Here is a 25,827-nt window from a genome sequence, read left to right as displayed (position 1 = left end):
CAGGGCAGCATCTGATGCTCCGACATTGACATCGCCATTGGTATCCATTGTTCTTGGCACTTATAACCGTCTCGAGCTGCTCATAAAGACAATTGATAATGTCCGAACGGAGAGCCGTGAACTCAACAGCGAACTGATTGTCATTGATGGTGGATCAACTGATGGATCCATTGAATGGCTGAGCAGCCAGACAGACATCGTGACAATCATTCAACACAACCGAGGCCGGGATCCAGAATCACCAGGTCCTCGTCGCAGCTGGGGATATTTCATGAACTTAGGTTTCAAGATTGCTCAAGGAAAATATGTTTTGATGGTGAGTGATGATTGCATACTCCTGCCGGGGTCTCTCAGAAGAGGCACAGAACAGTTCGAAAGACTAAGTCGAAAAGCCAGGATTGGAGGACTCGCTTTCTACTTCCGAAACTGGCCTGATGAAGAAAACTACTACGTGCAGAGGACGTTAGGCGGAAAGCTCATGGTTAATCATGGACTATTTCTGCGTCGTGCCCTAGAGGATGTCGGATGGGCAGAGGAAGACTATTACAAGTTTTACAAAGCAGATGGAGACCTCTGCCTAAAGATCTGGGAACGAGGATACAAGATACTTGAGGCAGACAGTTGCTACATTGAGCACTACATGGACAACGGTGAGCTTGTTAGAGTACAAAATAACCGTACTCAGATGGAAGACGCCGAGCGGTACCGCTCGAAGTGGAAGTACCACACTCAGGTGACAAGGATTAAGAAGAACATGGGAAAGGTATACTGTGAATTCAAAGATGCAAGTCAGCAAGCTGAGCATTGCTTTCGCGAGTATCGCAACCGAACGATAAAAGGCCAAGAATCAACAGAATTAACCAGTGATCAGGCACAGGAGCAAAAGGCTGCTTGCCAAGAAAGTCAGTCAATGGAAGTCACTAAGACTTTGGACAAGTCGACACAAGGCGATCAGTCATGAAAGATAGGATTCGCAATCTCCTGAAGAGCAGTCCGTTATCAACACTGGTAAACAGGAGAGACCAAGGACTCACAGTGCAGGGAATACCTCGAAATAAAGTTGAGAATGTGGATTACCTGCCAGATTGGGCAAGGCTGCTTGGGAGTGAGCGTTCATTCTGGGAAGAACGGTTGAAACGATGCGTTGGGGCCCCAAAGATCTTGCTGCCTACAACTGTTGGAGGGATGGCAGCGCTGAGCTCCATGGAAAGTCTCCTTGCAGTATCCCTGACGCTGCGTGGGTTTGAGGTGCATGTGCTTCTATGTGATGCCGCCTTGCCAGCGTGCCTACGTGTTGAGCACACAACGATCAAGGATCCAAAGGACATCATCTCGTCAGAGTTTCAGTCGATCATCTGCAAGACATGCCAAGCAACAGGAGAGTATCTGTTTTCTGCCCTAGGTATCCACATCCATCGGCTGAGCGAGCTCGTCACCAGTGAGCAACGAGAAAACGCCAAGTTAAAGAGTCAGGAAGTTGCATTCTCAGAGATTTCCAGCTTGAAGGTTTCAGACATCCCAGTCGGCGAACATGCCTATGCAGGGACATTGCGCTACTTTGCCAGCGGAAATCTTGATGACCAGGAAATGGGGGAAGCAGTACTTAGATGTTATCTTGAGGCATCTATCGTGACCATGAATGCTGTCAGTGAACTCGCCAATCGCTACCACTATCAGTCATCTTGTTTCAACCATGGTATCTACTGCCCTCATGGCGTTATAGGAGAAGTATTAAGATCAAAAGGGGTCAAAGTCAGTACATGGAACATTGCCTATCGGAAAAAGTGCTTCATCTTTAGCCATGACGATACTTATCACCACACCTTGCTAAATGAGCCAAATGCAAACTGGGAAGACATCGAGTTTGATGAGCCGGCTCAAAAACAGGTTTTGTCGTACCTACAGAGTCGTCTCAATGGCAGTAGGGACTGGATATGGTTTCACGAAAAACCGCAAGAGGACTTCAAAGAAATAAACAAGACTCTTGGACTGGACCTTACCAAGCCAATCATTGGCATGCTGACCAATGTGATGTGGGATGCACAGCTGCACTACGAGGCGAATGCATTCCCTGACATGCTGAGTTGGGTCTTCGAGACTATCAAATACTTTTCTGGACGTACTGAGCTACAGCTTGTGATTCGGATTCACCCAGCGGAAGTCCGAGGTACCCTACCCTCGAGGCAACCCTTGCTCGCTGAGATTAACAAACAATGGCCCACTCTGCCAGAAAATATCAAAGTGATCGGACCAGAGAGTCAGATCAGCACCTACGCTGTGATGGATAAATGCGACTCAGTGATCATATACGGAACCAAGACAGGCGTGGAGCTGACGAGTGTTGGGATTCCGGTGGTCGTGGCAGGTGAAGCCTGGATACGCAACAAGAAAGTAACCCGTGATGCCAGCTCTGTAGAAGACTACCTGCAGATTCTGGCAAGTCTTCCATTACGCCAACGGCTCGATGAAACAACTCAGAAACGGGCACTAAAGTATGCCTTTCACTTCTTCTACCGGAGAATGATTCCTCTTCGATGCATGGGGAAGACTGGAGCATGGCCTCCCTATAAGCCCGCCGTCCGCTCATTGAAGGGATTACTACCTGGCGTGGACATCGGCCTTGACATCATCTGTGATGGCATCACACAAGGTAAAGAGTTTATCTATCCTGCAGAAGACTATGTCCTTCGCCGGCAGCGAGTGCTGTCTTCGTGGCGCCGGAAGTCAGCAAAGTTGAATCGTTGGATTCGTCGTCCAGAAAGAGCAAAGAGCATGGAGACACGGCTTCAAAGCCTAGGAGTTCAGAAACTGATCATTCTGAATGAAAGGTCTCAGAAACGAGCGGAAGGTCTAGCCCAGAGGTTTAGATCCAAAGACCGACTACAAATCCAGATTGTCGATCAGATGCATGAGGGAATCCTGTCGGAAGCTTTGGGAAGTGGGCCAGCTATTCTTTTCGTAGACATCCAGGATGATCGGAGCAGCTTGATTGCAAGCCTGAAAAGTCCCACAGTTCAGTTCGTAAGCTTGCAAAAGAGGCTTGACACGGATTCAGATGAAGACAACACCTATGATGCCATCCACCAAACGCTTGAACAGTCTGGCTTCCGACTTTCAAGAAAACTTGAGGACACGATATGCAGCATAAACGGACATCCACACATGATTGAAACCATCTACAGACGGATCTGATCAAAGGATGCCGATTTCAAACCAGACAGCCTTGCTATCCGTCGTCATTGGTTCCTACAACCGACTATCACTTCTTCATGCGTGTATTCAGTCAATCCGCGAGTCGTCTATCAGTACTCGGATTTATATTTCGGATGCTGGATCAGAGGACGGAACGGTTGAATATCTTCAGAGCCTGAATCCGCAGGAAGTTACGTGCATCTTTCATCCGCAGAAGATTGGCCAAGCCAAAGCCTACAATGAAATTTTTTCGAAGATCACAACTCCATACACATGTTGGCTGAGCGACGATAATATCGTTGTCAACGACGGTCTCGCCACTGCAGTCAACATCCTTGAGCAAGACACCAAGATTGGAATGGTTGGCCTCAAGGTCCGTGATATGCAAGGCCCGTTCGCCAGTGAACCATATATCGGTGGCATTTCGACCTGCGGGATTCTCAATGTAAACCAAGGTCTTCTTCGTACAAAGCTTCTACAAGAGCTCGGAGGATTCAGCGAAGCTTTCATGGACTATGGAATTGATCCTGACCTTACGGCGAGGATGCTCTTCAGCGGTCGAGATATTGTCTATACACGCAACATCGCACTCCAACATTGGCGCGATTGGGGAACAGACACGCAACTAGAAAGGCAGCTACAAAAGCAAGAAGATTACCAGAGTCTCTATAGCAAGACCTTTGCGAAGAATCAAACAAAACCCAAAAGTCGTCGCCTCAAGCGACTGTATCGCAATGTAGGGCGGCTGCTCAAGCATGCTCCTGGCATGCGAAACAACCAAGGACTAAAAGGCCTGCTGAGAGATATCAACAACATTCTTACCTGCCACTACATCAGTCCCTACGATCCAATACTTTGTACTGGCAAAGCATACCATTTACGACAATCCTTGCAAAGGCAGACTATACTTGGATCGTCTGTGAGTATGCCTACGAAGAAACTTGAGAGTGATCCGGAAGATGTGCAAGCACAGAATCTCGCCATCAAGACGATTCCAACAGCAGGGGTAAGAGTTGCAATCAACGCACAGCTTCTTGAAGGAAGTGCGGGAGGGATCGAAACCAATCTGCTTCAGTTGATTCGTGGCCTTGCATTGCAGAATGAACCAGGGGACTCCCAGTTCCTAATTGGTCCTGGCGGAGAATCGGCATGGTTAGAGTCACATATATCATCGTCCCAGTCGATAGTTGCTTGGCGTCCGATACGGTACGCCTCTGGTTCTATTTTCGGATGGCCTCATCAACTGCTTCGATATCTGCGGGATGTTAAGCAATCCTTGCGCATGGCTTCTGCGAAAGATCACACTGGCGTCACGGGACTTGATAAGATATTCAGGTTAAACGGGATTGAACTGATACATTTCCCTTACCAACGTTTCTATCCAACGTCCTTACCATTTATCTTTGAGCCTTGGGATCTTCAACACATCCACTTGCCGGAGCTGTTTGCAAAAGAGGAGATCTTGTTCAGAAACAGGCACTATTCGGAAGCCTGTAAGAAAGCAGCAGTGGTCGTGACGGCAACAAGGAGTACAAAGTATGATATTGCACGCTATTTCCAAATCCCTGCCTCCAAGATCGCTGTCATCTATCGTGGAGTTGAACCACCCTGCGAAACGCCAGTAGCCTGGAATCAGAAAGTTTCACAAGCAGAGAAGATGCCCATAGAAGCAGGGAGCTATGCCATCTATCCTGCCAAACCATGGCCACACAAAAACCATGAGCGACTCTTCGCTGCCTTGGCAAAGATCAAAAAGGATTCTGGGCTTCGCATTCCAGTCGTCTGCACTGGGCGAGCGGTGAAAGGCCGAGAAGGCCACCTTGAAGCTCTTGCTCAACACTATGATATCAGTGATCAGATCTACTGTATTGGATATCTATCAGAGTCAGAGATCCAACTCTATCTGTCCAGTGCACGGCTTCTACTTTTCCCATCCCTTTTTGAGGGGCTGGGGATTCCATTGCTGGAAGCCATGGATCGGGGGGTGCCCATCACCTGCTCAAACGTCTCCTGCATCCCCGAAGTAGTCGGAAAGGCTGCGTTGATGTTCGATCCATACTCAGTCGACGACATAGCCGCTAAGTTAACATCAATCTGGTTAGATGAAAACCTAAGACGAGAACTGGCTCAATGGGGCAAACAACGAGCAAAGGACTTTTCTTGGGAACAGGCCACAAGTTCATTTCGGTTACTTTATCGATATGTAGCGAAACGCTCACTTTCAGATAGCGAAAAAGTGCAGCTACAGCGAATGTTCGCTTAACATGTTGAAACATGTTAAGCCCAGTTCAGCCTCTCAGATCAGCAAAGTACACGACCCACATTTCAAGAGTTAGGATGATGCTTGGGCTACTCGACAAGGATCTCAATCGGTATGCAAGGATGACGGACAATCAGCTTTACAGAAGCTCGGACATAGGGGCAGCATTCAAGCGAATGGACGCCCGTCAAATCGAGGTCAATAGCCTGATCAATATTGGTGCTGGGAAGGGTGATGACATAGGTTTCTTCAGAAATCATTGGAGCCATCTCGTGGCCTTGCTAATTGATATGGATGAAAGGTTTGAACCCACTTGGAAGGAACTCTCCAAAAGCTATCCCGGTATTAAGCATGTTGTTTGTGGCGCCGGGAGTGAGGACATCGAAGGCATGTTTCAGAAGAGCAACGATACTGGTGGAGCCCTTGGAACTGGCGACGGCAGCGGCGCAAACACCCACCGAACTCCCATTCGCAGAATCGACACACTGGTCAATGAGTTCGCAATGCCAGGCCCATATTTCCTCAAGTTTGACACCCATGGAGTTGAGCTTGATGTGCTGAAGGGTGCCACCGAGACGCTGAAACAAACCAACTTAATCATGATGGAGTGCTACAATTTTAAATTAAACTTTGTCGATGGCAAGAACCTAACATTCGACGAGATGTCACTGCACATGAAGTCAATTGGCTTTCGCTGCATTGACATGTGCGATCTCTTGTTCCGACCTGGGGACTTAGCATTTTGGCAATTTCACATGATCTTTATACGGTCGGACCATCCCACATGGAATCGACGTAGCTACTCGGCAAAGTAGTCGAACAAGTAAGAGTTGGACATGCCATTCACTTGCCTAGTGCAGTGACCATGGTCGAGTGCTGCCACTGGCGCGTGTCGTAGCACTCGGTCCAGAAAGCAAGTTCAAGCTGCAGCTGACCTTGTTCTCCACCAGTAGCTGGCGAGAGTCAGTCGATAAGTATTGACTCCCCAGATGATCCGGATGGACCTGGCGGTGAACGAGGGATCGGCTAGGAGCCTCGATCAGCAGAGAAGCAGCCATGGCTCGATACTGCATCCAACCGACAACACTCAAACTGAACAGGTTGATCCAATCGGCCAGGTAGCGCCGGGCATCATTGGAGCCGAGTACAGGTCCGCAATGGCTTGCAGGTTCTGCCACTGTGCTGAGCACACTGGAAGGGCCAGGCGACACGGTGACGACCAAGCTTCTGGGCTGAGCTCCCCCGGCCAAGGGTCACACGCGGACCGCCATGGAAGCCACGCTGCTGCTTGAACCCCGCTGGATCTCAGCGCGGATCAGAACCGATCTGGATCACCCGCCGTACGGGAGAATCCTGGCACTGCCCAAAGGCGTCGAAGCCACTGAGGCGCCAGCACAGCTGCTGGAAGATTGAGGAGACGAAGTGACGGCATCGACGCTCATCGATCAGGCGAAACCATTGCGAGGCTCTGTGGCAACGAGGGGTGCCATCAGCCATAAAGATGCCTTCTCCTTCCTCAATTCCTGCTGACATTGTTAAGAGGGTTCAGGACCCAAGCTCAGCTGCACTGAGCACATCCTGAGCATGATCAACGTGGGGCTACTATACCCAGAGGAGCATGCAGCTGAAAGGCGGGCCCAAACACTTAGCCACGGTGTTGCAGTTCAGCCCCTCCTGCAGGCGAAGGTGAACAGCCCGCTGCCTCTGCTGGAGAGGAATCCAGCGTCTAACCTTGGTGGGGGTGGCCATCGGTTGCCCCTTAGCGACCTGTCCACGGAACCGGAGAAAGCCCAGAGTAGTATCACTTAGAGTTCGATCAGTGCTGGCTGGATGGCATGATCACAGGATAAGTAGAGGCACGTAAAGGACACCTAACAGTTGCGCGGCAATTCCAAGTCAAGTTCGAGAATGGTCCTTAAGCACCGATGCAACGTCGCCACACCAGGCATCACACTGGTTCCAATGCCTATACCGCAACAAACGCAAGGAGCTGGCCTGAATGGCAGATGAGGCGTCATGATGTCGATTAGGCGTGTTGCCCAAAATCTCCTCAAGGCTGCATTCGCCAAATTCAGGAATAGGCCAGCAATCGACGCTCGGCCCAGAGATGTCGACTTGCCTGTCACAGCCAAAGAAGAGTCCCGCTATACCGATCTTACCAGGCTTCTTGAACTGTTCAGCTCAGAAGAGACTGCACCGAATGTACTCTATCTCGGGGATTCAGTAGTTGAGCGGACCTCCAAGCATGATTCAGATGCAAGAACCCTCGGCAAGATGCTTGCAGACTGCTTGCACGACAAGCTATCTGTAGCGTCAATTTCAGGATCTGCCTATCACATGCAAGTATTCCTTGGATTTGTGCAGATTCTAAGCACCCTTCGGCTACAACCGAAGATGCTAGTTTTGCCAATCAACCTGAGAAGTTTTTCACCACAGTGGGATCTGAATCCCCTCTGGAGACTAGAGCCCGAGATAGCCGCCATCAAGTCGTACCTTGCAGAACCTCACAGAGGGTCTCCAGTCTTAGAAAAAGCGGATCAGAACAAGCTTGTAGATGCAATCGACTCCTATGCCAACAGAGTTGTGGAGTACCCACTAAGTGAGTTCAGCCAAATTGGCCAGTTCCGCGAGGTCATAGCGTCCAACCCTCAGGACGAAACAGAAAAGAATTGCAGGTGGCGACATATCTACATTTTTCATTATACACATCCCCTTGATTGCAGCCATCCTAAACTAGGAGTACTGACTGAGATAATCAATCAACTCGCCGACATGGGAATCAAGATCTTGCTCTACATTACACCCATAAACTACTGTGCAGGCTTAAGGCATGTCGGCAGCGAGTTTGAAGCGATCGTACGCGAAAATATCAGGGTCATCACCAACTGCATTGACCAACACACCAGTCTCGATAGCACCAGACTTCTCGATTACAGCACTCTCTTAACTTCTGATTACTTTTTTCATGACAATGATCCAACAGAGCACCTGAATCAAGCGGGTCGAAGTGCATTGGCTAACAGTCTAGCCGACCAAGTTCTTGACCTCCAAGCAGCTGAGCAATGAGCGCAAGCACAGACGGGAGTTTGCCCACATTGACGGCTTCACTCATTCGTGCGACCTGGCTAGTTCGACTGAGAACAAGGTCCCCCTCTGCCAGGAACGTTGAAGGCTCTCCATCCCGACCATTCCGACCACCAGGGGGCCTGATGGAATCGATCAATGCGTCCCTACAGCGAGGCCGTCAAGGCTGATGTCCGCCGGCGGATGAGCCCGCCTCACCGCCAGAGCATGGCGGAGATTGCCCAAGAGCTGGGCATCCACGTGATCACCCTCTACAAGTGGAGGAAGGCCTGGCGGCTGCAGGGGGAGGTGGTGCCCGCCACTCAGAAGGACCCTGAGGGTTGGGGCCCGGCCGACAAGTTCACGGTGGTGCTGGAGACCGCCGGCCTGAACAGCACCGAACTGGGTTCCTACTGCCGGGAGCGGGGCCTGTTCCCCAAGCAGGTGGACCGTTGGCGGCAGGCGGCCCAGGATGCCAATGCACAGCCGCTGCTGACGATGGCCGAGCAGAAGGACCTCGAGAGGCGCCACCAGGCCGATCAGCGAGAGATCAAGCGGCTGCAACAGGAGCTCCGCCGAAAGGACAAGGCCCTGGCAGAGGCGCGGCGCTGCTGATCGCCTCAAAAAAGATCCAGGCCTACTGGGGAGAGGACGCGGGGGATTGACATCTCCTGCCGATCGCCGCAAGGCCCTGGAGATCCTCGATGCGGCGATGGCTGCCGGTGCACGGGCCCGTGCACTCGCCGCTCTGCTTGGCGTGGGGCTCACCACGCTGCAGCGCTGGCGGCAGCAGTTCGCCGGTGTAGGGGACGGACTGGATCGCCGTAAAGGGAGTCCAAGTCTGGTGTCTCACCGGCTTTCCGATGATGAGCGCCAGCGGATCCTGCTGACCTGCAACCAGCCGGAATTTGCGGCGTTGCCACCGGGCCAGATCGTGCCGGTCCTGGCGGATCGGGTGCTCTACATCGGCTCGGAGCGGAGCTTCTACCGGGTGCTTCATGCCCGCGGTGTCCGGCGACAATTAGTAGGCGGCCGCCTACGTAGTTGACACCGGGCACCCACGGCCAGGCCCACCGCCGCGGGAGGGCGCGTCCGCCCCAGGCGCCAAGACCGGTGCCACGGCTGCAGGCCATGGGGCCGAATCAGCTCTGGAGCTGGGACATCACCTACCTGCCCACCAGCATTCGGGGGGTGTGGCTGTACCTGTACCTGGTGATCGACGTCTGGAGCCACAAGATCGTGGCCTGGGACGTGGCGGATCGGGAAGACGCACAGATCGCCGCTGATCTGGTGGGCAGGGCCTGCCTGCGGGAGCGGATCTGCAAGGACCGCCGCCAGCCGCTGATCCTCCATGCCGACAACGGCAATGCCATGCGGGCAGCCACGCTGGAGAGCCGGCTGGAGGAGCTGGGGGTCCTCAGATCCTTCTCCAGGCCACGGGTCAGCAACGACAATGCCTCCTCGGAGTCGCTGTTCCGCACGGTCAAGTACCGACCGGACTACCCCAGGCGACCCTTCCGCAGCCAGGAAGAGGCCTGCAGCTGGGCGTGTGCATTCGTGGACTGGTACAACCACAGGCACCGCCACAGTTCCATCCGTTTCGTGACGCCTGATCAGCGCCAGAGCGGTCAGGCCATTGAACTCTGTCGTCACCGCGCCCGTGTCTACGAGCAGGCCCGCCAGCGACACCCCCGCCGCTGGAGCCGCGGTAATCGCTGCTGGCGTCAGCCGGGGGTGGTCTGGATCAATCAACCGCTTCCAGAAAACGCCATTGATCCAGCTAAGTTGGTCATGGCCGCTTGATCAGCGGCAGGGGCGTCATCTTTCCTGGCAGAGGGGGCATCTTTCCTGGTAGTCACCGCAACGGGATGAAGGGCAGGCAGCCGCCCTGGCCAGAGCTGATGGAGGACCGCCTCAATGGGCACGTTCAGCTGAAGAACAGAGCCACAGCGTTCGCTCAGGGCCGGCATTCGCCGTGACAGGCGGGCTTCTGCTCTATGGGCAACAAACTCCTAGCACCACACTCCACCTCAATCTGTTGATGAAAAGGTGGGGAGAGCAAATCCACCCGCAGACATCAACCATGTCGAGCTCGCGGCAAGGGCAGACTCAAATGTCCCTGGCAAGGACTCTGGCGAAAATCCGGGTGGCGTCAGGACGACAACAGAAATGCATGCAAACAGTGGCTCTCTCTACCATGATGAAAAGGGTACTAAAAGAAAACAGAGTAATGCCTGGACCAAGTCAACCCATGAATGCACTGTTCACGAAAGAAGTCAGCCCGATATATTGGAAACATCAAGGACTGCTTCAATAACTAGATCATGATTGAGACCAATCCACAAAGGCAACCTCACAAGACATGCTGCTACCGACTCTGTCACAGGGAGCAAGGCCGGTGGCAGATGGGATGCAATCATCATCTTCGCATTGTGGAGCGGAACATAGTGAAACACGCACCTGATATCCCGCTTCAGCATGCAAGAAATAAATGCGCTCCTTTCTGCCAAGTCAGCCAGGAGCAGGTAGTACATATGGGCGTTGTGAACACAGTCATCAGCGATGACAGGTCTACGGAGACGCCCTGCCTCCTCAAGAACCTGGAAGGACTCATGGTAGTCATTCCATATCTTTAGACGACTGGCAGTGATCAAGTCGGACTCCTCCATTTGGGCCCAGAGGAAAGCTGCGATCAATTCACCAGGAAGATAGGAGGATCCAATATCAACCCAGGTATATTTGTCCACCTGTCCACGAAAGAACTGGGTGCGGTTGGTACCCTTCTCACGAATGATTTCGGCACGCTCAGCAAATGCAGGGTTGTTGATGAGGAGCGCACCTCCCTCACCAGATATAATGTTCTTTGTTTCGTGGAAGGAGTAGCAGCCGAGGTCACCGATCGAGCCAAGCAGACGCCCCTTATAGGTGGCCATCACAGCTTGGGCCGCATCCTCAATAACCAGCAGGTTATGCCTGCTGGCAATCGCCATAATCGTATCCATTTCACAGCCGACACCAGCATAATGAACTGGAACAATGGCCTTGGTGCGGGAGGTTATAGCGGGCTCAATCAGGCGTTCATCAATGTTGAGAGTGTCTTCGCGAATATCAACAAAGACAGGGACACCACCTCGAAGCACAAAAGCATTAGCCGTAGACACGAAAGTGTATGAGGGCATGATGATCTCATCACCAGGCTGGATGTCAGCGAGAATCGCCGCCATCTCAAGAGCCGCAGTGCATGAATGGGTCAACAGTGCTTTATGACAGCCTGTTCGCTCCTCAAGCCAAGTATTGCACTTCTTGGTGAAGTGGCCATCGCCTGCAAGCTGACCTCGAGCATGGGCTTCAGAGATGTGATGAAGTTCTCGCCCGGTAAGATAAGGTTTGTTGAATGGAATCATGGCTTACGCGCCAGCAGGAGAAGAGAACCACCGGCAGGAAAGCGTAGTCCAGCGCGCAACAGAACGATCTCAAGCTGCATGACAAAATACAGCATGGAATTCACAATGGGATTGATCCTTAGCTCATCAGCCAGGCGATAGGTCTTTCGACTTGCCGTAAGTCTCTGGAGAGCCATGACTGGCAAAAGGATACTGACGAAAGAAGTGCACTCCTGAATGTGGAAACCTGCACGAAGAACCTTCTCTCGAAGTTCAGATCGTGAGTAGCGGCGCACATGGTGAGCGAATTCGTCCGCCCCTGACCAAAGCCAGGCGTGCTGCGGAACAGTCAGCACAAGAAACCCGCCTGAACGCAGAGCACGATGAAAGTTAAGAAGCACGCGCTCATCAGCCTGAATATGCTCCAAAACGTCAAAAGATCCAATGCAGTCATAGACATCTGCTTCGGCCATCTCAGTGGCATCGAGTTGTCTAAAATGACAATTTGGAACCCGCTGCATGGCAATCAACATGCCATCCTGAAAGTATTCAGTGGCTTCCAGGCCTACACACGGGAGTGCGTCTGAAATGCTTCTTAGAACATAACCAGTGCCGCAACCGACTTCGAGAAAGTTGCTCAGCCCATAGACTCTTGTCTTCAGAATCCAAATGAGAATCTGACTTCTCGCCCGAAACCACCAATGCTGATCTTCCGCATCAGCAAGATCGATAAAGGCTTGTGGAGGGAACGGGGAAGAGGGAAGGGTTGCTTTCATAGGCTTGAGCTATACAAAAACAAAAAAGCGGCTCAGAAGAAATAGCTCACCAGCCACTATCGTAACACCAGCTAGCTGCGCAAGATAGTGAGGCACACCAAGAGCATAATGAAGCACGGCTAACAGAACAAGATTCGTGGCATAACCAACGCACTGAACCACGACATATCTAAACAAAGATCTGCGCACGGGAGCATTCGAAGAGAATGTCCAGGATCTGTTCAAGAAATAATTAATGCCGGCCGCCATGACGTAGACGATCGACATGCCGAGAACTGGACTTAGGCCAAATGACGTAATGAGAAGGTAGAAGCCATAGGCGGCACCATTGGAAGTGACACCAACAAGTAAGTATTTGAAGAGTTGGCTACGGAGCTCGAGATGTTGATTCATGCAGACATGCAAGTAACTTGAGAGTCAAAGGAGGCTGACTGACTTATCTCCAAGTGACGACGCACGGGCGTGATAAAGATATGAGCGTTCCCGCACAACGAAGCCACATTTTAGATACAGAGATCGTGCACTGAGGTTAGAGAGTTGAGTTTTGACTCGTAGCTTTCCTATCCGTCTTCGCATGCAGAAGCTCTCAACATGCCTGATCAGCTTTGTAGCGATTCCCCTACCCTGGGCTGAGTCAAGAACTGCTAGCAGGCCGATCGTGCAAACTGAACGATCCCACTCAAACGTGATAAGCCCAACAGGGTGACCGTCCATCTGATAAACAAAGACGGATCCGAATGGATGGCGTTGCAGGGTATTGGCGACCCAAGTAGCATAAAGCGATTCATATTTAGTCCTCGGGATGTGTGGATCAATCCTAAACCTAGACAGTCGCCCACTAGTATAAGCAAGATGGCAGATAGCGGGAGACAGGGGCAGGCTTCGATAGGAAGAGATATTCCTGCCGGTCTCTTGGTCCTCAGGATGAGCCAAAGGAGTCTTGTCAAATTCAATCTGTCCTCCGACATCAAGCAGATGGAAGCAATCATTCGACGAACCTGATAGTTCGTAGCCAGAGTAGATATACACCAGCTTGAAGTCTCCATCACCTGCTTGCACCTGTGCTGTACTCCACGACAAGTCAGAGTCAACAGTGCACCTTCCAACCTTAAGCTCGAAGAACTTCGTATCCCAGTCAAGATACTCAATCAAGACTCAGAACCTCATCAACAATGAAGACTGGACGACCCTTGATTTTTTCAAAGGCCTTACCCACATAAATTCCAACGAGACCCAAAACAAATATGTTAAAGCCCGCAGTAAGCCAAATGGATATAATGATACTTGCATAGCCAGCGACCTTGATAACACCAAGCGCATAACCCCCCAAATAAATAAAGCCAATAAGCATAGACAGGCAAGAAAGGGCTAACCCTCCTTGAGCGACTAGCCTCAAGGGCTTGTCCGAAAAGGAAATAATGACGTCAATCGCAAGCCGAAGCATTTTCTGCAAGTTATAGGTAGATCTTCCATGCACTCGTGAAGCGTGGGCGACGTCAACAGACGTCGAATAAAATCCAACCCATTGGACCATGGCCGGAAAGTATCGAATGTTGTCCTCCATGCTAAGGATTGCCCGAATAACCTTCTTACGGTAAATACCAAAGTTGGCAATTGAGGCATCTTGGGTTGTGCCTGTAAGGTAGCTAAAAAAGGAATAGAAACAGCGTGAATAAAATCTCTTCAATATGGAGTCTTGCCTAATCAGTCTCCTTGCTGTGACGACATCATATCCTTCGGTTGCCTTGCGATAAAGAGCAGGAATTTGATCAGGTCTGTCCTGAAGATCACAGTCCATGACGACAATCCAGTCTCCTGTTGCATGGCTCAGTCCAGCAGTAATTGCAGAGTGCTGTCCAAAGTTTCGACTAAGCCTGAGACCAATCACATGACTGGACTTGCGGCACTCAACTTCAATTGACTGCCAAGACTGATCCTTACTTCTATCATCGACAAGGATGATTTCGTAGCGATCAGTCAGATTCTGGAGTGTATTGGATAGTTCCCTGACCAGATGCGGGAGCGCCTCTGCAGCTTGGTACACAGGAGAGACCACAGAGATCATTGGCACTGGCTCTGGCTCCCGCTGTCCCGATAATTTCATCCATCTTAGGAGCCAGAGGTGCATGGATCACCAGCACAGCTGAACGTCACATGATGGTGGACAGAAACCAGCTTCACAAGGAGTGGCTCGGTGACAGCGCACAAAGATGAAGTTCCTGGCGCTTATCCGGCGCACATTGCCAACTTAGGCCGATAGACGATGTTTCTGGGGGCGTTGAATTGAACACGAGCATCTCCGGCCACAGCCAGCAGCAGCGATGACGCTGGCGGCCCTGCTGATGCGCGCAGCCAGACTGCTGCGATTCCTAGCAGGGGGTGTCGATGCTGACCTGTGGGATGGGGAAAGGATTGGAGCACAGCCAACTCATCCAGGCATGCCTCAAGGGTGAACACCCTTATGGTGTTACCGATGTCACCACGGACGCTGGTGAGCCTGGACGTGGGCATGCAGCACCCTAACTTCGCTGCGAGCGTAAGCGTAGCCGCAGGCATCCACCAAGGAGATGGACAGGGACGGTCCGCAAGTGCTGGATCGCTCTGTCCAGGCGGCGGACCGGCGGATTCCGGCGGGCTACAGGGGAGCAGGATCCGTTTGAGCTTCTCATCGATGGAGCAATGAGAACCAGGGCAGTGGCTGCCCAAACGGCCATCCAGACTCTCCCCATCAGCCCAAAACTGACGCCGCCTCCGCAACGCTGCCGCAGTACCTGCATGGAGCATCTCCGGTGCTCTCCAATGATTAAAAAGGAGAGATCAATTCCCCCCTACCCTGCCCTGACAGCCTGGTTCATCGTTGAGGCGAAATGCATCGAAGCTGCCTGCGGCTACAGCAGTGCCGGCGCCTCCGCCAGGGCCTTGTCCTTACGACGCAGGTCCTGCATCAGGCGGCTGACCTGGCGCTGGCCTGCTGGTGACACTTCTCCGCAGCGATCTGCTCAATCATCGCCTGCGGCGGCTGAGATTTGGCATCCTGGGCGGACTGGCGGGAAGAAATCAACGATCAATTCCAGCAGGCCCACTGGTGGTAGCAGTGGACGGGATATAGAAGCGTCAGCGCTCACTGCAGAAGGATCTCCGAAGAACAGAGAAACGAATGAAAGCGCATAGCTTAGCGACGAAAGCTAGTCGCATGGACCAGAAAGATCACTGCAAAGCAAAGATCATTTTATGAACCTGCAATGGAGCAGCAAGATGAAGACTCTACATCCAATGTTTCAAGCAAGAAGTGTGGTCGCTGGACTTATCAAAGCCTGGACATGATCAGAACCCCCTGGCTTCGTCCGTTCTTCATACGGACACGGGCTTTGGTTTCAAGAACTTGCAAGTCCTTTCCGCCCTTAGCCATCTGTTGCAAGTGACTTTGCACGGATGGCATGTAAAGGTCAAAGGCATAGGAAGGTGGAGCTATCTCACCGGACTCAAAGACAATGATATCCGCACTGTCAATTTCACGGATGAGTTCCTGCTGACCAGTGACATTCTCGCCGTCAGTTACATGGAATGACTTGCCCCGTGGCGACTGTATCTGGAGATAGGCCTCAACAAGATCTCCGTGAAGCGACTCCGTAGCGGCCACAAATACCCGACTATTCGCTCGCGACAAAGCAGGCGACTGACTCAAGAGCGCCAGCGCCTGGTCGACAGTATCCCGATGCAACATGCGTGCTTGCAGTGAATTACCTGCCGACCACAAAAAGGCTTCCGGCGGCGGTGCCGCCATAGCCAGAACGCCCATACAAGCGACTAGCAGCAAAGCCAAGGAATGCAAGAGTCGTCTTCCAGATAAGCTCAGCTCCAGCACTAAAGTCGCGAGGATGCCCGCAAGCAGAAGCGACATGAAGATACCGATGAAGGCCCCAAGAAAGTAACTCTTATTATTCGATACGCTCGCCATAAGAAAATAGGGAGCGCCACAGAGCAGTGCCAATGCAAATCCCTTGTAATAGCCGTGAGAAAGTTCGCTTCCCAGTCGCCGGCATAGCGCAAGACGCACAACAAGAAAAAAGACAATAGATACAATTAAGATCAGATTATTCAGGGGAAGACTGATGGCGCCTCCGCCAGAAGGTTGCAAGTACCAGGACAGTCGCTCAATCAGACTTTGGCCCTCAAACGGCCCACCCCAAATGCGTGAATCCGTCACGAACGCCTTGTAGAGATACGAAGAGATGGGAGCCAGATTAATCAACAAGAAAGGGAGCAGAAGCGCAACGCTTACGGAAATAGCAAGAGAAATGGATGACTTCCTTAATGGAGCCATCCCGAGGCCCCGTCGCGCATAGCAAAGGTAGACAAGCAGAATCGTCGCACCCGCAGTTATGAACAAAGGAAGAAATGTTGTTGGCTTAGCATAGAGGGAGGCAAAGATAAAAAGAGGCGCAACAATCAGTGGCACCCGTTCATTGAAAGCTCGCTGGCATAGCGCTAACACGCCAGCACCCAGCAACAGGCCACTGATCAGGTCAGGCCTGAACTCGGTGATCAAACCACCCGTCCAAGCGAAGCTATAAGTGGCGAAAGTTCCAACAAAGATCGGCAGGCCAAATGCCTGGAACCTGAACAGGCACCAGAAAAGGAGCGGAATGGCCAACAACATAGAGAAACCCGCCACCTTGCTAGGCAGGTAAAAGCTTGACCAGTCCTTCGATCCATGAACGTATCGGGGCGGAGAGACGAGGTAACTAGAGGTGCCAATGGCATTCAGCAGGGGAGAATGACGATGGTGAAATATATACTCAACAGAGCCAAGACTCCAGCCTCTCGCACGAAGCTCATTGGCATCCTTTATTGCCTGCAATTGATAGCCGATGTCATCTGGCCTTGGGGGGATGGACAAACGCCCCTGAGATTGCGAATAACTCACCACATGTCCAAATTTAACAGAGGCTATAACAACAAAAAAGACTAACAGGAGAGCCATGGCAAAGCACTTCTTCAACGGGTTCAACGAAGAGGCTTTACCCATAATGACCCAACCGTGATTCACCGGTCACCCTAACACAAAGATGTTGAGTCCAGCTGCTGCGTCATCAACTCCAGGACACAACAAGCGCCGCATTAAGGCTGTCAGGATGGTGGCAGTCTGCCGTTTTTAATGCCCAGGCTTGCGAACTCAACCCTCATACGCACTGAAGGACTCTGATGAGAAGGAAGGCGAGAAATTCGCTAGCCAGATTTTGATTACATGCAGCGATCCGTTGGTAGTGGCCGTTCAAGGCCATGGATGTCGGCAGCGCGATCGCAAAACAATGCCCAAGGCAGTGTGGGATGAGTAGATGACTTAGGAAAATGCTGCCAGGAAATGCAGGGGCTGAGCTCCTTGCCAGGTCTGATGATCCAGGATTTCTGGAAGGCCAGGCTGCGGGCCTCATCGTGATGACACTGGGCACAACGTGAACAACCAGCAGGTCCTCTAGCAGAAGAGGTCTGGGCTGTGTCCATACGTTACATGTAATGAGGCAAGATCGTCCGACTAGTGAATACCAGGAATTCCAAGGATAATTGGAGTGCCATGAACAGGCTGTCAATTGATGAACAGAATGAATGCGCTTCTACAGCTCAAGGGAAGACTCAGAGCAGGAGAACCCTCCTACGGAGTCATCCTGCAGTTGGCCTGCCCGACGGTAGCGGCACTGATGGCCGCTCAAGGATTCGACTGGATCTGGGTCGACACCGAGCATGGTGCGATCTCAGTGGAAACAGCCCAGCTGATGATCCAGGCCAGCCAGGGAACAGACGCCGTACCACTTGTGCGAATTGCAGAGAATTTGCCGTGGCTCGCCAAAGCACATCTGGATGCCGGGGCCATGGGAATCATCACCCCGATGGTCAATTCCGCCAAGGAGGCCTATCAAGCAGTGGCTGCTGTGAGATATCCACCCCAAGGAGTCAGAGGGTTCGGTCCAGCCATGGCCCCAGCGCGCTGGGGGGTGAATGGAGCCGGCACCTACGCGAAAGTGGCAGATAACGAAATTCTAGCCATCGCCCAAATTGAACATATAGCGGCCGTTGACGCCATTGATGAGATTGTCTCCGTCCCCGGCCTTGATCTCGTGTTTGTGGGCATGTATGACCTTTCCGCAAGTATGGGGCTCCTTGGGCAGGTAGACCATCCAAGTGTCGTGTCAGCAGCAGGACGTGTTCTAGTGGCCGCCCAAAGAGCTGGTGTCGCCGCCGGTGTGATCGCACTGGAACGAGAGTCCATTCGACGCCGGCGGGAAGAGGGCTTTCAGTTCATTGCAGTGACCACCGATACGGTGCTGCTAAGCGGAGGGGCCGGCGGCCTTCTCGCGGAGCTGAATCACTAGCGACGGCTTACGTGATGAGGATCACTTCATCAGGGCGAGTGGAAGGGAGAGGGTTATCATCACCTGCATCAATGCCGTAGACGGCTTCCATACGAACCCTGTCATTGGCGTGAGGAGTAGAAGCCTCAATCAGCACACAGTCAGTGATGGCTTCTTCCTGGTGGACCGAACCTGGCGGGAAACGAAAACTTGCGCCAGGACCAACCAGTTTCTCAACAAGTTTGCCGCTTCCATCGTCGTATCGAAGGCGCATCGTACCGCTGACAAGAAAGGCGCTCTCATCCTTGAAATGGTGATACTGCAAGCCACCGCGTGAACCCGCCTTTACGAAAAGATGCTTGAGGGAATACTTCCCAGGAGAAAGGGCAACCAAGGTCTCTGTCCCCCAGGATCGTGGGCCCATGTCCCTGGGTGCAAAGAATTCTGGTGTTGGCAGGGGTTCCGTCATGATCAGTGCAGGCAGCACATCATTACCAGCCTACCAGCCCCCACTTTCGGGAATAGATTACAAAGGACCAAGCAGCAGAAAGGAAAGGGATCAGACGGGTACGATTGAAGCGAGCCCAATGGTGATAGACGAGCACCCAAGGACAATGCACACACGGACCATAAGCCGCGAGGCGGCGGGTCAGATCAGCATCTTCCAGATAGAGAAAGAAAGCTGGATCAAACCAGCCAGCTCTGTGTAGCTTATCCGTACGACATAGCATGAACGCTCCTGAAAGATACGTGGATAAAACCAGCGAACTGCCGTAGGCCTCGCTTTGCATTTCATACCATTCGTTGTACCGACGCAAAGCCCGGTGGTAGATCGGACCAAGCACGGCTCTGCCGATCTGGGCAAGCAAGGTGGGATCACGCTTGCATAATCGCTGCACATGGTGAGGTGGAAGCACATCACAGATCAATGGCTGTATCATTGAAATTGAAGGGTTCTCGTCAAGTACCGCTACCAGGCGCTGCAGAACGGTAGGTTCTGGGAACACAATGTCGGGATTTAGAATCAGATGAAAGGTTCCCAGCTCAAGATTCCTTACAAGATTATGAGCTGCACCAAATCCAAGATTTCGGCCACCCAAATGCAAGTAGTGAATTCGTGGATCGCTGGGTAGAACTGCTTCTAAACTGGATTCGCGACTATTGTCAACGATGTAAAGAGGCCCAGCAAATCCGGAGGAAAGCAAACCCATAATGCAATCAGCCAGCCGCGCCCCATAGGCAGAGTCTCCACCACGTCGATAGGTAACGATGGTCGAACTGATCGGTAGAGATCGATACATAGCAAACAAGACTACCGAGGCAAACCTAGATGCCGCACAAGGTTAAGCCAAGGAGTAGACTCATCAGTGTTGAATCTTCACCGTGACATCAGCCAGCACGGTCAGCCGCGATGATTCCAGCGAGTCTTGGTGATGTGGTGATCTCAACTTCTAAAGCATGGCTAGTTTTTTCAAATGAAGTTTAGCATCCGGAAGCGGATCAAGCGATTGCCGGCGTTCGGCAGCATATGGAGTCGCACGGTTTTGCCGGTTCGCCTGAGACGTCGTGCACACAGGGCCCTGACTCTTTTCTCAAAGGCTGAAAAAAGGCCTGGTTCCAGCAGTTATGGGCAGAAGCGAATTCTGATTGCCTGTTCGACCCTTGGAAACGTAGATATCTCCAGTCTAGATATATGTCTGGGTATTCGACTTCAAAAACAAGGAGCATCCGTCGCTTTTCTTATATGTGAGGGTAGCCTGACTGCCTGTTCCCTATGTGAGAGCGAGCGGTTCCTTAGCGATCGGGAGTTTGCTCAGAAGGGACCAGGACACACCTGCACCTACTGTTCCGGATCCTTCAATGCCTATATCCGCCACCATTTCCAAGTCTTTACATATGCACATGTGCATGAGGCGGATAAAGCAGACATGGATGGGTGGATTCAGGGATTTCTACATGGGCAAGAGGCCAGCTTCCGCGGCGTGCCAATCAGCGAACACGTACGCTCGGGCTTGATTCGTTTCTATGGCAAGGTTGTCGAACCCAGCCAAGTGCCCACCTCAGTCGTTCGTCGATTTGCGGAAGCCGCTTGCCAAACCGTTCTGCGAGTGGAATCCATACTGGAGACCTACACCCCAGAAGTTATTGTTGTCAATCATGGTCTCTATGTCCCTCAGGGGGTCATCGTAGCCACTGCCCATGCTCACGGAGTCCGAGTTGTCACCTGGCACAAGGGATATCGTCGTCATACGCTTCTCTTGAGCCACGGCGATACCTATCACCGCCAACTCATTGAAGAACCGAACGCTACATGGGAGAATCATGTGCTCAGCGCTGCTGATCGCGTCTGGCTGAAGAACTACATGACATCACGCCGGACAGGTACTCAGGACTGGGTGAGCTTTGTACACAGGGGCGCCGAGTCAAAGTCGCCTGTGTTTTCCGGCGACCAAGGTAGCCCGCTTGTCTCCGTCCTCACGAACGTGGACTGGGACGCACAGGCTCACTTCAACGCCAACACTTACACCGATATGCAAAGCTGGCTGCGTGACATCGGTCGTTGCGCAGAGAAACTTCCTGGTACACGGTTCGTGGTGAGGATCCATCCCGCCGAAGTAACCGGCCGAAGGATAGCGGCAACGACATCTGCAGAAGTTCTCCGGGAGACCGCCCACCGCTGCGCCAATCTCTCGATCATTGAGGCCGACGAACCCATCAGTACCTATCAACTGCTGGAAGCCAGTGATCTGGTGGTGGTGTATGCCACAAAGACGGCTGTGGAGGCCGCGTATCTGGGCAAGCCCGTACTCATCTGCGGTGAATCCTGCCTACGGGGAAAAAAGGTGGGTCGTGATCTGCAACGAGGCGAAGATCTGCCCACGGTGGTGCAGGACATGCTGGAGCATCGAACTCTTCCCTATCAAGAACGTGCTGAACGGTATGCGTTCCACCTATTCAGGCGACGCATGATCGAGTGGGAACTTCTCACGGCATCCGAAGCCAGCAATGGCGAAAAGGCTATTTTGGACGGCATTGCAATTGGGACACCCTTTCATGCAGCACCTGATCATTGATTTCAGCTACGCCAAAGATGGCGGGTACCTGAAAGGGACGTTCCAGTATGGCATTGAACTGGCCAAGTCCCTAAGCCTGCAAGTCCTCCCGTTTCCAATTGAGTGCGTGGTCAGCGGGCCTTCCAACGCTGCGTATCTCCGCATGCGCCTCTCTGACTGTGACGTCAGCATTCGCTCCATACAACTGCCTCAGATGCTCTGGCGTCGCTACTTGAGCAGACAGATCTATTTCCTGCGGAACGGCAGAACAGACAACATTGTGATCTCTGTCGGTTCCTGCGGAGTCTTCGGTAGTACCCACAATGTTGTGGTCATCAATGACCTCTACTGGCAAGACATGCCAACTGTTTACCGCTTCAGTCAATATCTTTACTATAAGCTCATCGTCGCTGCCAACCTGCGCTGGGCAGACTTATTGCTCGTCACCACCTATACCAACAAAAATCGAGTCGACCAGCTTCGCAACAGACCCACCGCCACTAGTTTCGTCCTCTACTATCTTCTAAAGGGAACCTCAAAGCGTCTGGAGATTGTTGAAGACTCCCAGATTGAGAAAGACGAATTTGCGAAGCGTTCTGATTTTTCGATCCTGACCGTTGCAGCCAACACCGCCAACAAGAATCTACCAGGAGTCCTCGCTGCCTTTGGAAAGCTTTTGAAGACAGACTCCAGGTGGCGGCTGACCATCGTTACCGACAATGCAAATGCTGTACAGGAACTGGCTCGGCCCTTGAGTCATGGAGTACAGGTGCTGGAAAGGCTCTCAGAGGATGAGCTAGTGAATCTCTACCGTATGAATCTTTACTACTGGCAATTGTCTTTCGTGGAAGGATTCGGACTGCCACTGATTGAGGCGTTGAGTGAGAACTGCCGCATCATCTGCAGCGACATACCTGTCTTTCGGGAGATTCTGGATGATGCCGCCTGCTATGTGGATCCGATGGACACGAGCTCCGTGTCTGATCTGTGTCGGGATTGGCCCCTGCCCGAAGATGGGAGAAGCCGTCTGGCCGTGTTTGAGAGGATGCATCAAACCAACCGAAGCGAACTGCAGAGACTCTCCAAACAGCTGAGCCAATGGCAGAGTTTCACATGTTAGAGTGGATTTGAACGATATTTCATGATGCTAAAACATCTGAGGTCTTCCCATCAGTCTCTGATTATCGCCGAGGTGGGACAGAATCACCAAGGCAAACTTGAAAATGCGCTCGAATACATTCACCGCTTCGCCTCAGCCGGAGCTGATGTCATTAAGTTCCAGACCAGAAACAATCGCTATCTTTTTTCTGAAGACGCCTACAATAAACCATACGATAGTGAAAATGCGTTCGGCCCCACCTACGGCGAGCATCGCGAGCAACTTGAACTGACTCCCGATGAGAAACGAATTCTACGCGCAAAGTGCCGCGAAGCTGGGGCTCTGTTCATGTCGACACCGTTTGACGAGTACAGCCTTGAGCTGCTGGTTGACCTGCAGATCGACCTGCTGAAGATTGCCTCCTTCGACATCGGGAATCTTCCTTTTATCGATCGTATCGCCCAAACCGGCATACCCGTCGTGGTAAGCACTGGGGGAGCAAACGATGAGCAGATTCGAAACAGTGTTGACACCATTCTGCGTTACCACGACGAAATCGCTCTCCTGCATTGCGTGTCAGAGTATCCCTGCGACCACAATCATTTGGGATTGCAACGTATCGAGCGCTTTCTGAATGATTACCCAACGATCACGATTGGACTGTCCGACCACTTTAACGGAATCGTTAGTGGTCCTGTTGGATACATGTGTGGTGCACGGGTGTTTGAGAAGCACGTGACTCTCAACCGTTCGTGGAAGGGAACAGACCATAGCTTTGCGCTGGAACCCGATGGCTTCCGGCGATTCGCCCGTGACATCAAGCGCATTCCCGAAATGATGCCACCCAAGCCAACTGAAAGCCTGGGCACCGAGCCTGTGTTCAAAAAGCTGGGGAAATCATTGGCCGCGCGAGTGCCACTCAGCCCCGGTGATGTCATTACGCTTGACAAGCTCACCGGCAAGATCTTCGAGACGACGTACATTCCTGTGCGCGAAAGCAACTCCATTCTCGGTCAGAAAGCCATCGCTTCAATTGATCAGGGCATGCCCATTCGCTATGAGCAGTTATCCGGCCCTGGCTAAGCAGTCCAGTTTCGATACTTTGGTTGCCCGAGTCTGTCGCTCCTCGTCGTTCCTGGCTCCTACAACATGGTCTCCTACCCTGACCTCAGAAACATTCAAATCATTTTCTACGACTTTGACGGGGTATTCACTGATAATCATGTTCTGGTCGATTCCAATGGAGTGGAGTACGTTCGTTGCTCCAGATTTGATGGATTCGGCATCTCTAGACTTCGCTCGCTGGGGCTGATCCAGTTCATCATCTCCACTGAGGTGAATCCAGTTGTGAGCCGCCGGGCCGAGAAACTTCAACTTCCTGTGCATCAGTCCGTTGGAGACAAGGCTGAAGTCGTTGCCAAGGTGTGTGGCGAGCATGGTATCGCTTTAGAGCACGCCGCCTTCGTCGGCAACGACATCAACGACATTGATGCCATGAGATCTGTCGGCATCGCTTTCACCGTTGCTGATGCGTACCCCTCCGTCTTTAAGCATGCCGCGATCATCACCGATCGCCCTGGGGGCCAGGGGGCCGTCCGCGAGATCTGCGATCTCATCGGCGACGCCATTGAGTCGGCTAGTTCTCCAGCCCCATGATGCGAATTGCCCTCATCCCTGCCCGCAGCGGCTCCACCCGACTGCCGGATAAGAACGTGGCTGAGCTGGCCGGGCATCCCCTGTTGTCCTACAGCATCTCCGCGGCACTCGAGAGCGGCTGTTTCGATGCTGTTCACTGCATCACCGACAGCGCAACCTATGCTGACATCGCCCGTTCCTATGGCGGCACCGTAGCTGAACTGCGCCCCACATCAACAGCGCAGTCCAACTCACCGGACATCAGCTGGGTGCGATGGTTTTTCGAATCCTGCTTCGTCGATGCACCCATTGACTACTTTTCAATTCTGCGTCCCACCAGCCCATTCCGCCAAGCGGACACCATCCGTCGTGCCCTGGCGATTCTGCAGGACAACTCTCGAGCCGATTCCATCCGTGCCGTTGAAAAAACCAGTCTTCATCCCGGCAAGATGTGGAGAATGAATGGCCCCTTCATGACGCCGCTTCTTCCCTTTGAACAGGATGGAACACCATGGCATAGTTCGCAGATGGCCGCGCTGCCAGAGATTTATGTACAGAATGCCAGCCTCGAGATAGCTCGCTTTTCTTGCTATGCCGAAACCGGTTCAATCGCCGGACATCTAATTGTTCCATTTCTGACATCTGAAGCGGAGGGCTTCGACATTAATTATCCACTCGATCTGGAAATTGCCCGCATGAGAGTGGCGCGAGGCGAATGGGTTCTACCGAGGATATGTCGTGAAGCTCATTAGACACTGGCAACACCCCTACACAGAGCCACTGCTAGCAACATCTTCTGCAATTCAACCGCCTGAAAGAACGACAGCCCATGGCTTCTCCCCAGACGCCTACTGATACCAGAGCACCCCACAGATTCTTCAGGAGTCTAGGAAATAAAGCTTGCTAACTGTTCTGAACGCCTTGACAATTCCATTCCTTACTGGCCGCAAGGCATTTTCGATGAGCGAATGCTTGTATCCATTAGGCCCTATCAGTGATTAGAATCAGGCTGATTC

Annotated in this window: 23 protein-coding genes; 15 read left to right on the top strand and 8 right to left on the bottom strand. The window is 52.3% G+C overall.

What is annotated here, in order from left to right:
• Positions 1-37: 37 nt before the first annotated feature.
• From KUG43_RS06360 to KUG43_RS16940, 9 genes are all read left to right on the top strand, one after another.
• Complete coding sequence (locus KUG43_RS06360) at positions 38-961, top strand: glycosyltransferase (RefSeq protein WP_216907225.1); 924 nt, start codon at positions 38-40, stop codon at positions 959-961.
• 242 nt (positions 962-1,203) lie between these two features.
• On the top strand, positions 1,204-3,192 hold the full coding sequence (locus KUG43_RS06355) for a hypothetical protein (protein ID WP_216907223.1): 1,989 nt from the start codon (positions 1,204-1,206) through the stop codon (positions 3,190-3,192).
• Positions 3,193-3,223: 31 nt separating this feature from the next.
• Positions 3,224-5,455: a glycosyltransferase gene (locus KUG43_RS06350; RefSeq protein WP_216907221.1), complete on the top strand. Its 2,232-nt coding sequence runs from the start codon at positions 3,224-3,226 to the stop codon at positions 5,453-5,455.
• A gap of 119 nt (positions 5,456-5,574) precedes the next feature.
• The gene (locus tag KUG43_RS06345) at positions 5,575-6,267 is read left to right on the top strand and encodes an FkbM family methyltransferase (protein ID WP_216907219.1); all 693 of its coding nucleotides are present in this window, start codon (positions 5,575-5,577) and stop codon (positions 6,265-6,267) included.
• A gap of 454 nt (positions 6,268-6,721) precedes the next feature.
• Positions 6,722-6,865, top strand: a complete 144-nt coding sequence (locus tag KUG43_RS06340; RefSeq protein ID WP_216907217.1) for a hypothetical protein — start codon at positions 6,722-6,724, stop codon at positions 6,863-6,865.
• Between the two features lie 702 nt (positions 6,866-7,567).
• Positions 7,568-8,518: a hypothetical protein gene (locus KUG43_RS06335; protein WP_216907215.1), complete on the top strand. Its 951-nt coding sequence runs from the start codon at positions 7,568-7,570 to the stop codon at positions 8,516-8,518.
• 201 nt (positions 8,519-8,719) lie between these two features.
• Positions 8,720-9,130: a helix-turn-helix domain-containing protein gene (locus KUG43_RS16950; RefSeq protein WP_353617946.1), complete on the top strand. Its 411-nt coding sequence runs from the start codon at positions 8,720-8,722 to the stop codon at positions 9,128-9,130.
• A gap of 46 nt (positions 9,131-9,176) precedes the next feature.
• Complete coding sequence (locus tag KUG43_RS16945) at positions 9,177-9,563, top strand: helix-turn-helix domain-containing protein (RefSeq protein WP_286194440.1); 387 nt, start codon at positions 9,177-9,179, stop codon at positions 9,561-9,563.
• On the top strand, positions 9,560-10,318 hold the full coding sequence (locus KUG43_RS16940) for an IS3 family transposase (RefSeq protein WP_286194439.1): 759 nt from the start codon (positions 9,560-9,562) through the stop codon (positions 10,316-10,318). Before KUG43_RS16945 ends, KUG43_RS16940 begins: the two co-directional genes overlap by 4 nt.
• A 473-nt stretch (positions 10,319-10,791) precedes the next feature.
• Here KUG43_RS16940 and rffA read toward each other — a convergent pair whose 3' ends face one another.
• The 6 genes from rffA to KUG43_RS06300 all read right to left on the bottom strand — a co-directional run bounded on the left by rffA (position 10,792) and on the right by KUG43_RS06300 (position 17,658).
• Positions 10,792-11,919: a dTDP-4-amino-4,6-dideoxygalactose transaminase gene (gene rffA / locus KUG43_RS06325; protein WP_216907213.1), complete on the bottom strand. Its 1,128-nt coding sequence runs from the start codon at positions 11,917-11,919 to the stop codon at positions 10,792-10,794.
• Positions 11,916-12,674 carry a class I SAM-dependent methyltransferase gene (locus tag KUG43_RS06320; RefSeq protein WP_216907211.1) on the bottom strand — a complete coding sequence of 253 codons (759 nt, stop codon included), beginning with the start codon at positions 12,672-12,674 and terminating at the stop codon, positions 11,916-11,918. The genes rffA and KUG43_RS06320 overlap by 4 nt, the downstream gene beginning before the upstream one ends.
• A 9-nt stretch (positions 12,675-12,683) precedes the next feature.
• Complete coding sequence (locus KUG43_RS17260; protein ID WP_216907209.1) at positions 12,684-13,067, bottom strand: GtrA family protein; 384 nt, start codon at positions 13,065-13,067, stop codon at positions 12,684-12,686.
• A 24-nt stretch (positions 13,068-13,091) separates the two neighbouring features.
• The gene (locus KUG43_RS17255) at positions 13,092-13,703 is read right to left on the bottom strand and encodes a GNAT family N-acetyltransferase (RefSeq protein ID WP_353617954.1); all 612 of its coding nucleotides are present in this window, start codon (positions 13,701-13,703) and stop codon (positions 13,092-13,094) included.
• 115 nt (positions 13,704-13,818) lie between these two features.
• Positions 13,819-14,802 (bottom strand): glycosyltransferase family 2 protein, encoded by a 984-nt coding sequence (locus tag KUG43_RS06305; protein WP_216907205.1) that lies wholly within the window; start codon positions 14,800-14,802, stop codon positions 13,819-13,821.
• Positions 14,803-15,981: 1,179 nt separating this feature from the next.
• Positions 15,982-17,658, bottom strand: a complete 1,677-nt coding sequence (locus KUG43_RS06300) for a hypothetical protein (protein ID WP_216907203.1) — start codon at positions 17,656-17,658, stop codon at positions 15,982-15,984.
• A gap of 610 nt (positions 17,659-18,268) precedes the next feature.
• Between KUG43_RS06300 and KUG43_RS06295 the strand changes: the two genes are divergently transcribed.
• Positions 18,269-19,045 (top strand): HpcH/HpaI aldolase family protein, encoded by a 777-nt coding sequence (locus tag KUG43_RS06295; protein WP_216907201.1) that lies wholly within the window; start codon positions 18,269-18,271, stop codon positions 19,043-19,045.
• Positions 19,046-19,052: 7 nt separating this feature from the next.
• On the opposite strand, the gene KUG43_RS06290 is transcribed toward KUG43_RS06295, so the two are convergent.
• Positions 19,053-19,418: a cupin domain-containing protein gene (locus tag KUG43_RS06290; protein ID WP_216907199.1), complete on the bottom strand. Its 366-nt coding sequence runs from the start codon at positions 19,416-19,418 to the stop codon at positions 19,053-19,055.
• Between the two features lie 97 nt (positions 19,419-19,515).
• Positions 19,516-20,235, bottom strand: a complete 720-nt coding sequence (locus KUG43_RS06285) for a glycosyltransferase family protein (protein WP_216907196.1) — start codon at positions 20,233-20,235, stop codon at positions 19,516-19,518.
• 264 nt (positions 20,236-20,499) lie between these two features.
• Between KUG43_RS06285 and KUG43_RS06280 the strand changes: the two genes are divergently transcribed.
• The 5 genes from KUG43_RS06280 to KUG43_RS06260 all read left to right on the top strand — a co-directional run bounded on the left by KUG43_RS06280 (position 20,500) and on the right by KUG43_RS06260 (position 25,563).
• Positions 20,500-22,098 (top strand): glycosyltransferase family protein, encoded by a 1,599-nt coding sequence (locus KUG43_RS06280; protein ID WP_216907194.1) that lies wholly within the window; start codon positions 20,500-20,502, stop codon positions 22,096-22,098.
• Complete coding sequence (locus KUG43_RS06275) at positions 22,079-23,197, top strand: glycosyltransferase (RefSeq protein WP_216907192.1); 1,119 nt, start codon at positions 22,079-22,081, stop codon at positions 23,195-23,197. Before KUG43_RS06280 ends, KUG43_RS06275 begins: the two co-directional genes overlap by 20 nt.
• Positions 23,198-23,269: 72 nt before the next feature.
• On the top strand, positions 23,270-24,259 hold the full coding sequence (locus KUG43_RS06270) for an N-acetylneuraminate synthase family protein (protein WP_216907190.1): 990 nt from the start codon (positions 23,270-23,272) through the stop codon (positions 24,257-24,259).
• Between the two features lie 66 nt (positions 24,260-24,325).
• A complete protein-coding gene (locus KUG43_RS06265; protein ID WP_216907188.1) occupies positions 24,326-24,832 on the top strand; it encodes a KdsC family phosphatase in 507 nt (168 codons plus the stop codon).
• Complete coding sequence (locus KUG43_RS06260) at positions 24,829-25,563, top strand: acylneuraminate cytidylyltransferase family protein (RefSeq protein WP_216907187.1); 735 nt, start codon at positions 24,829-24,831, stop codon at positions 25,561-25,563. The genes KUG43_RS06265 and KUG43_RS06260 overlap by 4 nt, the downstream gene beginning before the upstream one ends.
• Positions 25,564-25,827: the final 264 nt, after the last annotated feature.

Origin of the sequence: Synechococcus sp. CCY 0621, assembly GCF_019038465.1 — a bacterium.
Lineage (GTDB): Bacteria > Cyanobacteriota > Cyanobacteriia > PCC-6307 > Cyanobiaceae > Cyanobium.
Note: the sequence above shows the minus strand (reverse complement) of the source record. Positions and strands in the feature narration are given on the sequence as shown.

Excerpts from the sequence above, each read along its gene's own strand:
- KUG43_RS06275 (WP_216907192.1), top strand. The coding sequence starts at position 22,079 with ATGCAGCACCTGATCATTGATTTCAGCTACGCCAAAGATGGCGGGTAC.
- KUG43_RS06285 (WP_216907196.1), bottom strand. The coding sequence starts at position 20,235 with ATGGGTTTGCTTTCCTCCGGATTTGCTGGGCCTCTTTACATCGTTGAC.
- KUG43_RS16950 (WP_353617946.1), top strand. The coding sequence starts at position 8,720 with ATGAGCCCGCCTCACCGCCAGAGCATGGCGGAGATTGCCCAAGAGCTG.
- KUG43_RS06305 (WP_216907205.1), bottom strand. The coding sequence starts at position 14,802 with ATGCACCTCTGGCTCCTAAGATGGATGAAATTATCGGGACAGCGGGAG.
- KUG43_RS06320 (WP_216907211.1), bottom strand. The coding sequence starts at position 12,674 with ATGAAAGCAACCCTTCCCTCTTCCCCGTTCCCTCCACAAGCCTTTATC.
- KUG43_RS06280 (WP_216907194.1), top strand. The coding sequence starts at position 20,500 with ATGAAGTTTAGCATCCGGAAGCGGATCAAGCGATTGCCGGCGTTCGGC.
- rffA (WP_216907213.1), bottom strand. The coding sequence starts at position 11,919 with ATGATTCCATTCAACAAACCTTATCTTACCGGGCGAGAACTTCATCAC.
- KUG43_RS06265 (WP_216907188.1), top strand. The coding sequence starts at position 24,326 with ATGGTCTCCTACCCTGACCTCAGAAACATTCAAATCATTTTCTACGAC.
- KUG43_RS06340 (WP_216907217.1), top strand. The coding sequence starts at position 6,722 with ATGGAAGCCACGCTGCTGCTTGAACCCCGCTGGATCTCAGCGCGGATC.
- KUG43_RS06355 (WP_216907223.1), top strand. The coding sequence starts at position 1,204 with ATGGAAAGTCTCCTTGCAGTATCCCTGACGCTGCGTGGGTTTGAGGTG.
- KUG43_RS06295 (WP_216907201.1), top strand. The coding sequence starts at position 18,269 with ATGAACAGAATGAATGCGCTTCTACAGCTCAAGGGAAGACTCAGAGCA.
- KUG43_RS06260 (WP_216907187.1), top strand. The coding sequence starts at position 24,829 with ATGATGCGAATTGCCCTCATCCCTGCCCGCAGCGGCTCCACCCGACTG.
- KUG43_RS06300 (WP_216907203.1), bottom strand. The coding sequence starts at position 17,658 with ATGGCTCTCCTGTTAGTCTTTTTTGTTGTTATAGCCTCTGTTAAATTT.
- KUG43_RS17260 (WP_216907209.1), bottom strand. The coding sequence starts at position 13,067 with ATGAATCAACATCTCGAGCTCCGTAGCCAACTCTTCAAATACTTACTT.
- KUG43_RS06345 (WP_216907219.1), top strand. The coding sequence starts at position 5,575 with ATGACGGACAATCAGCTTTACAGAAGCTCGGACATAGGGGCAGCATTC.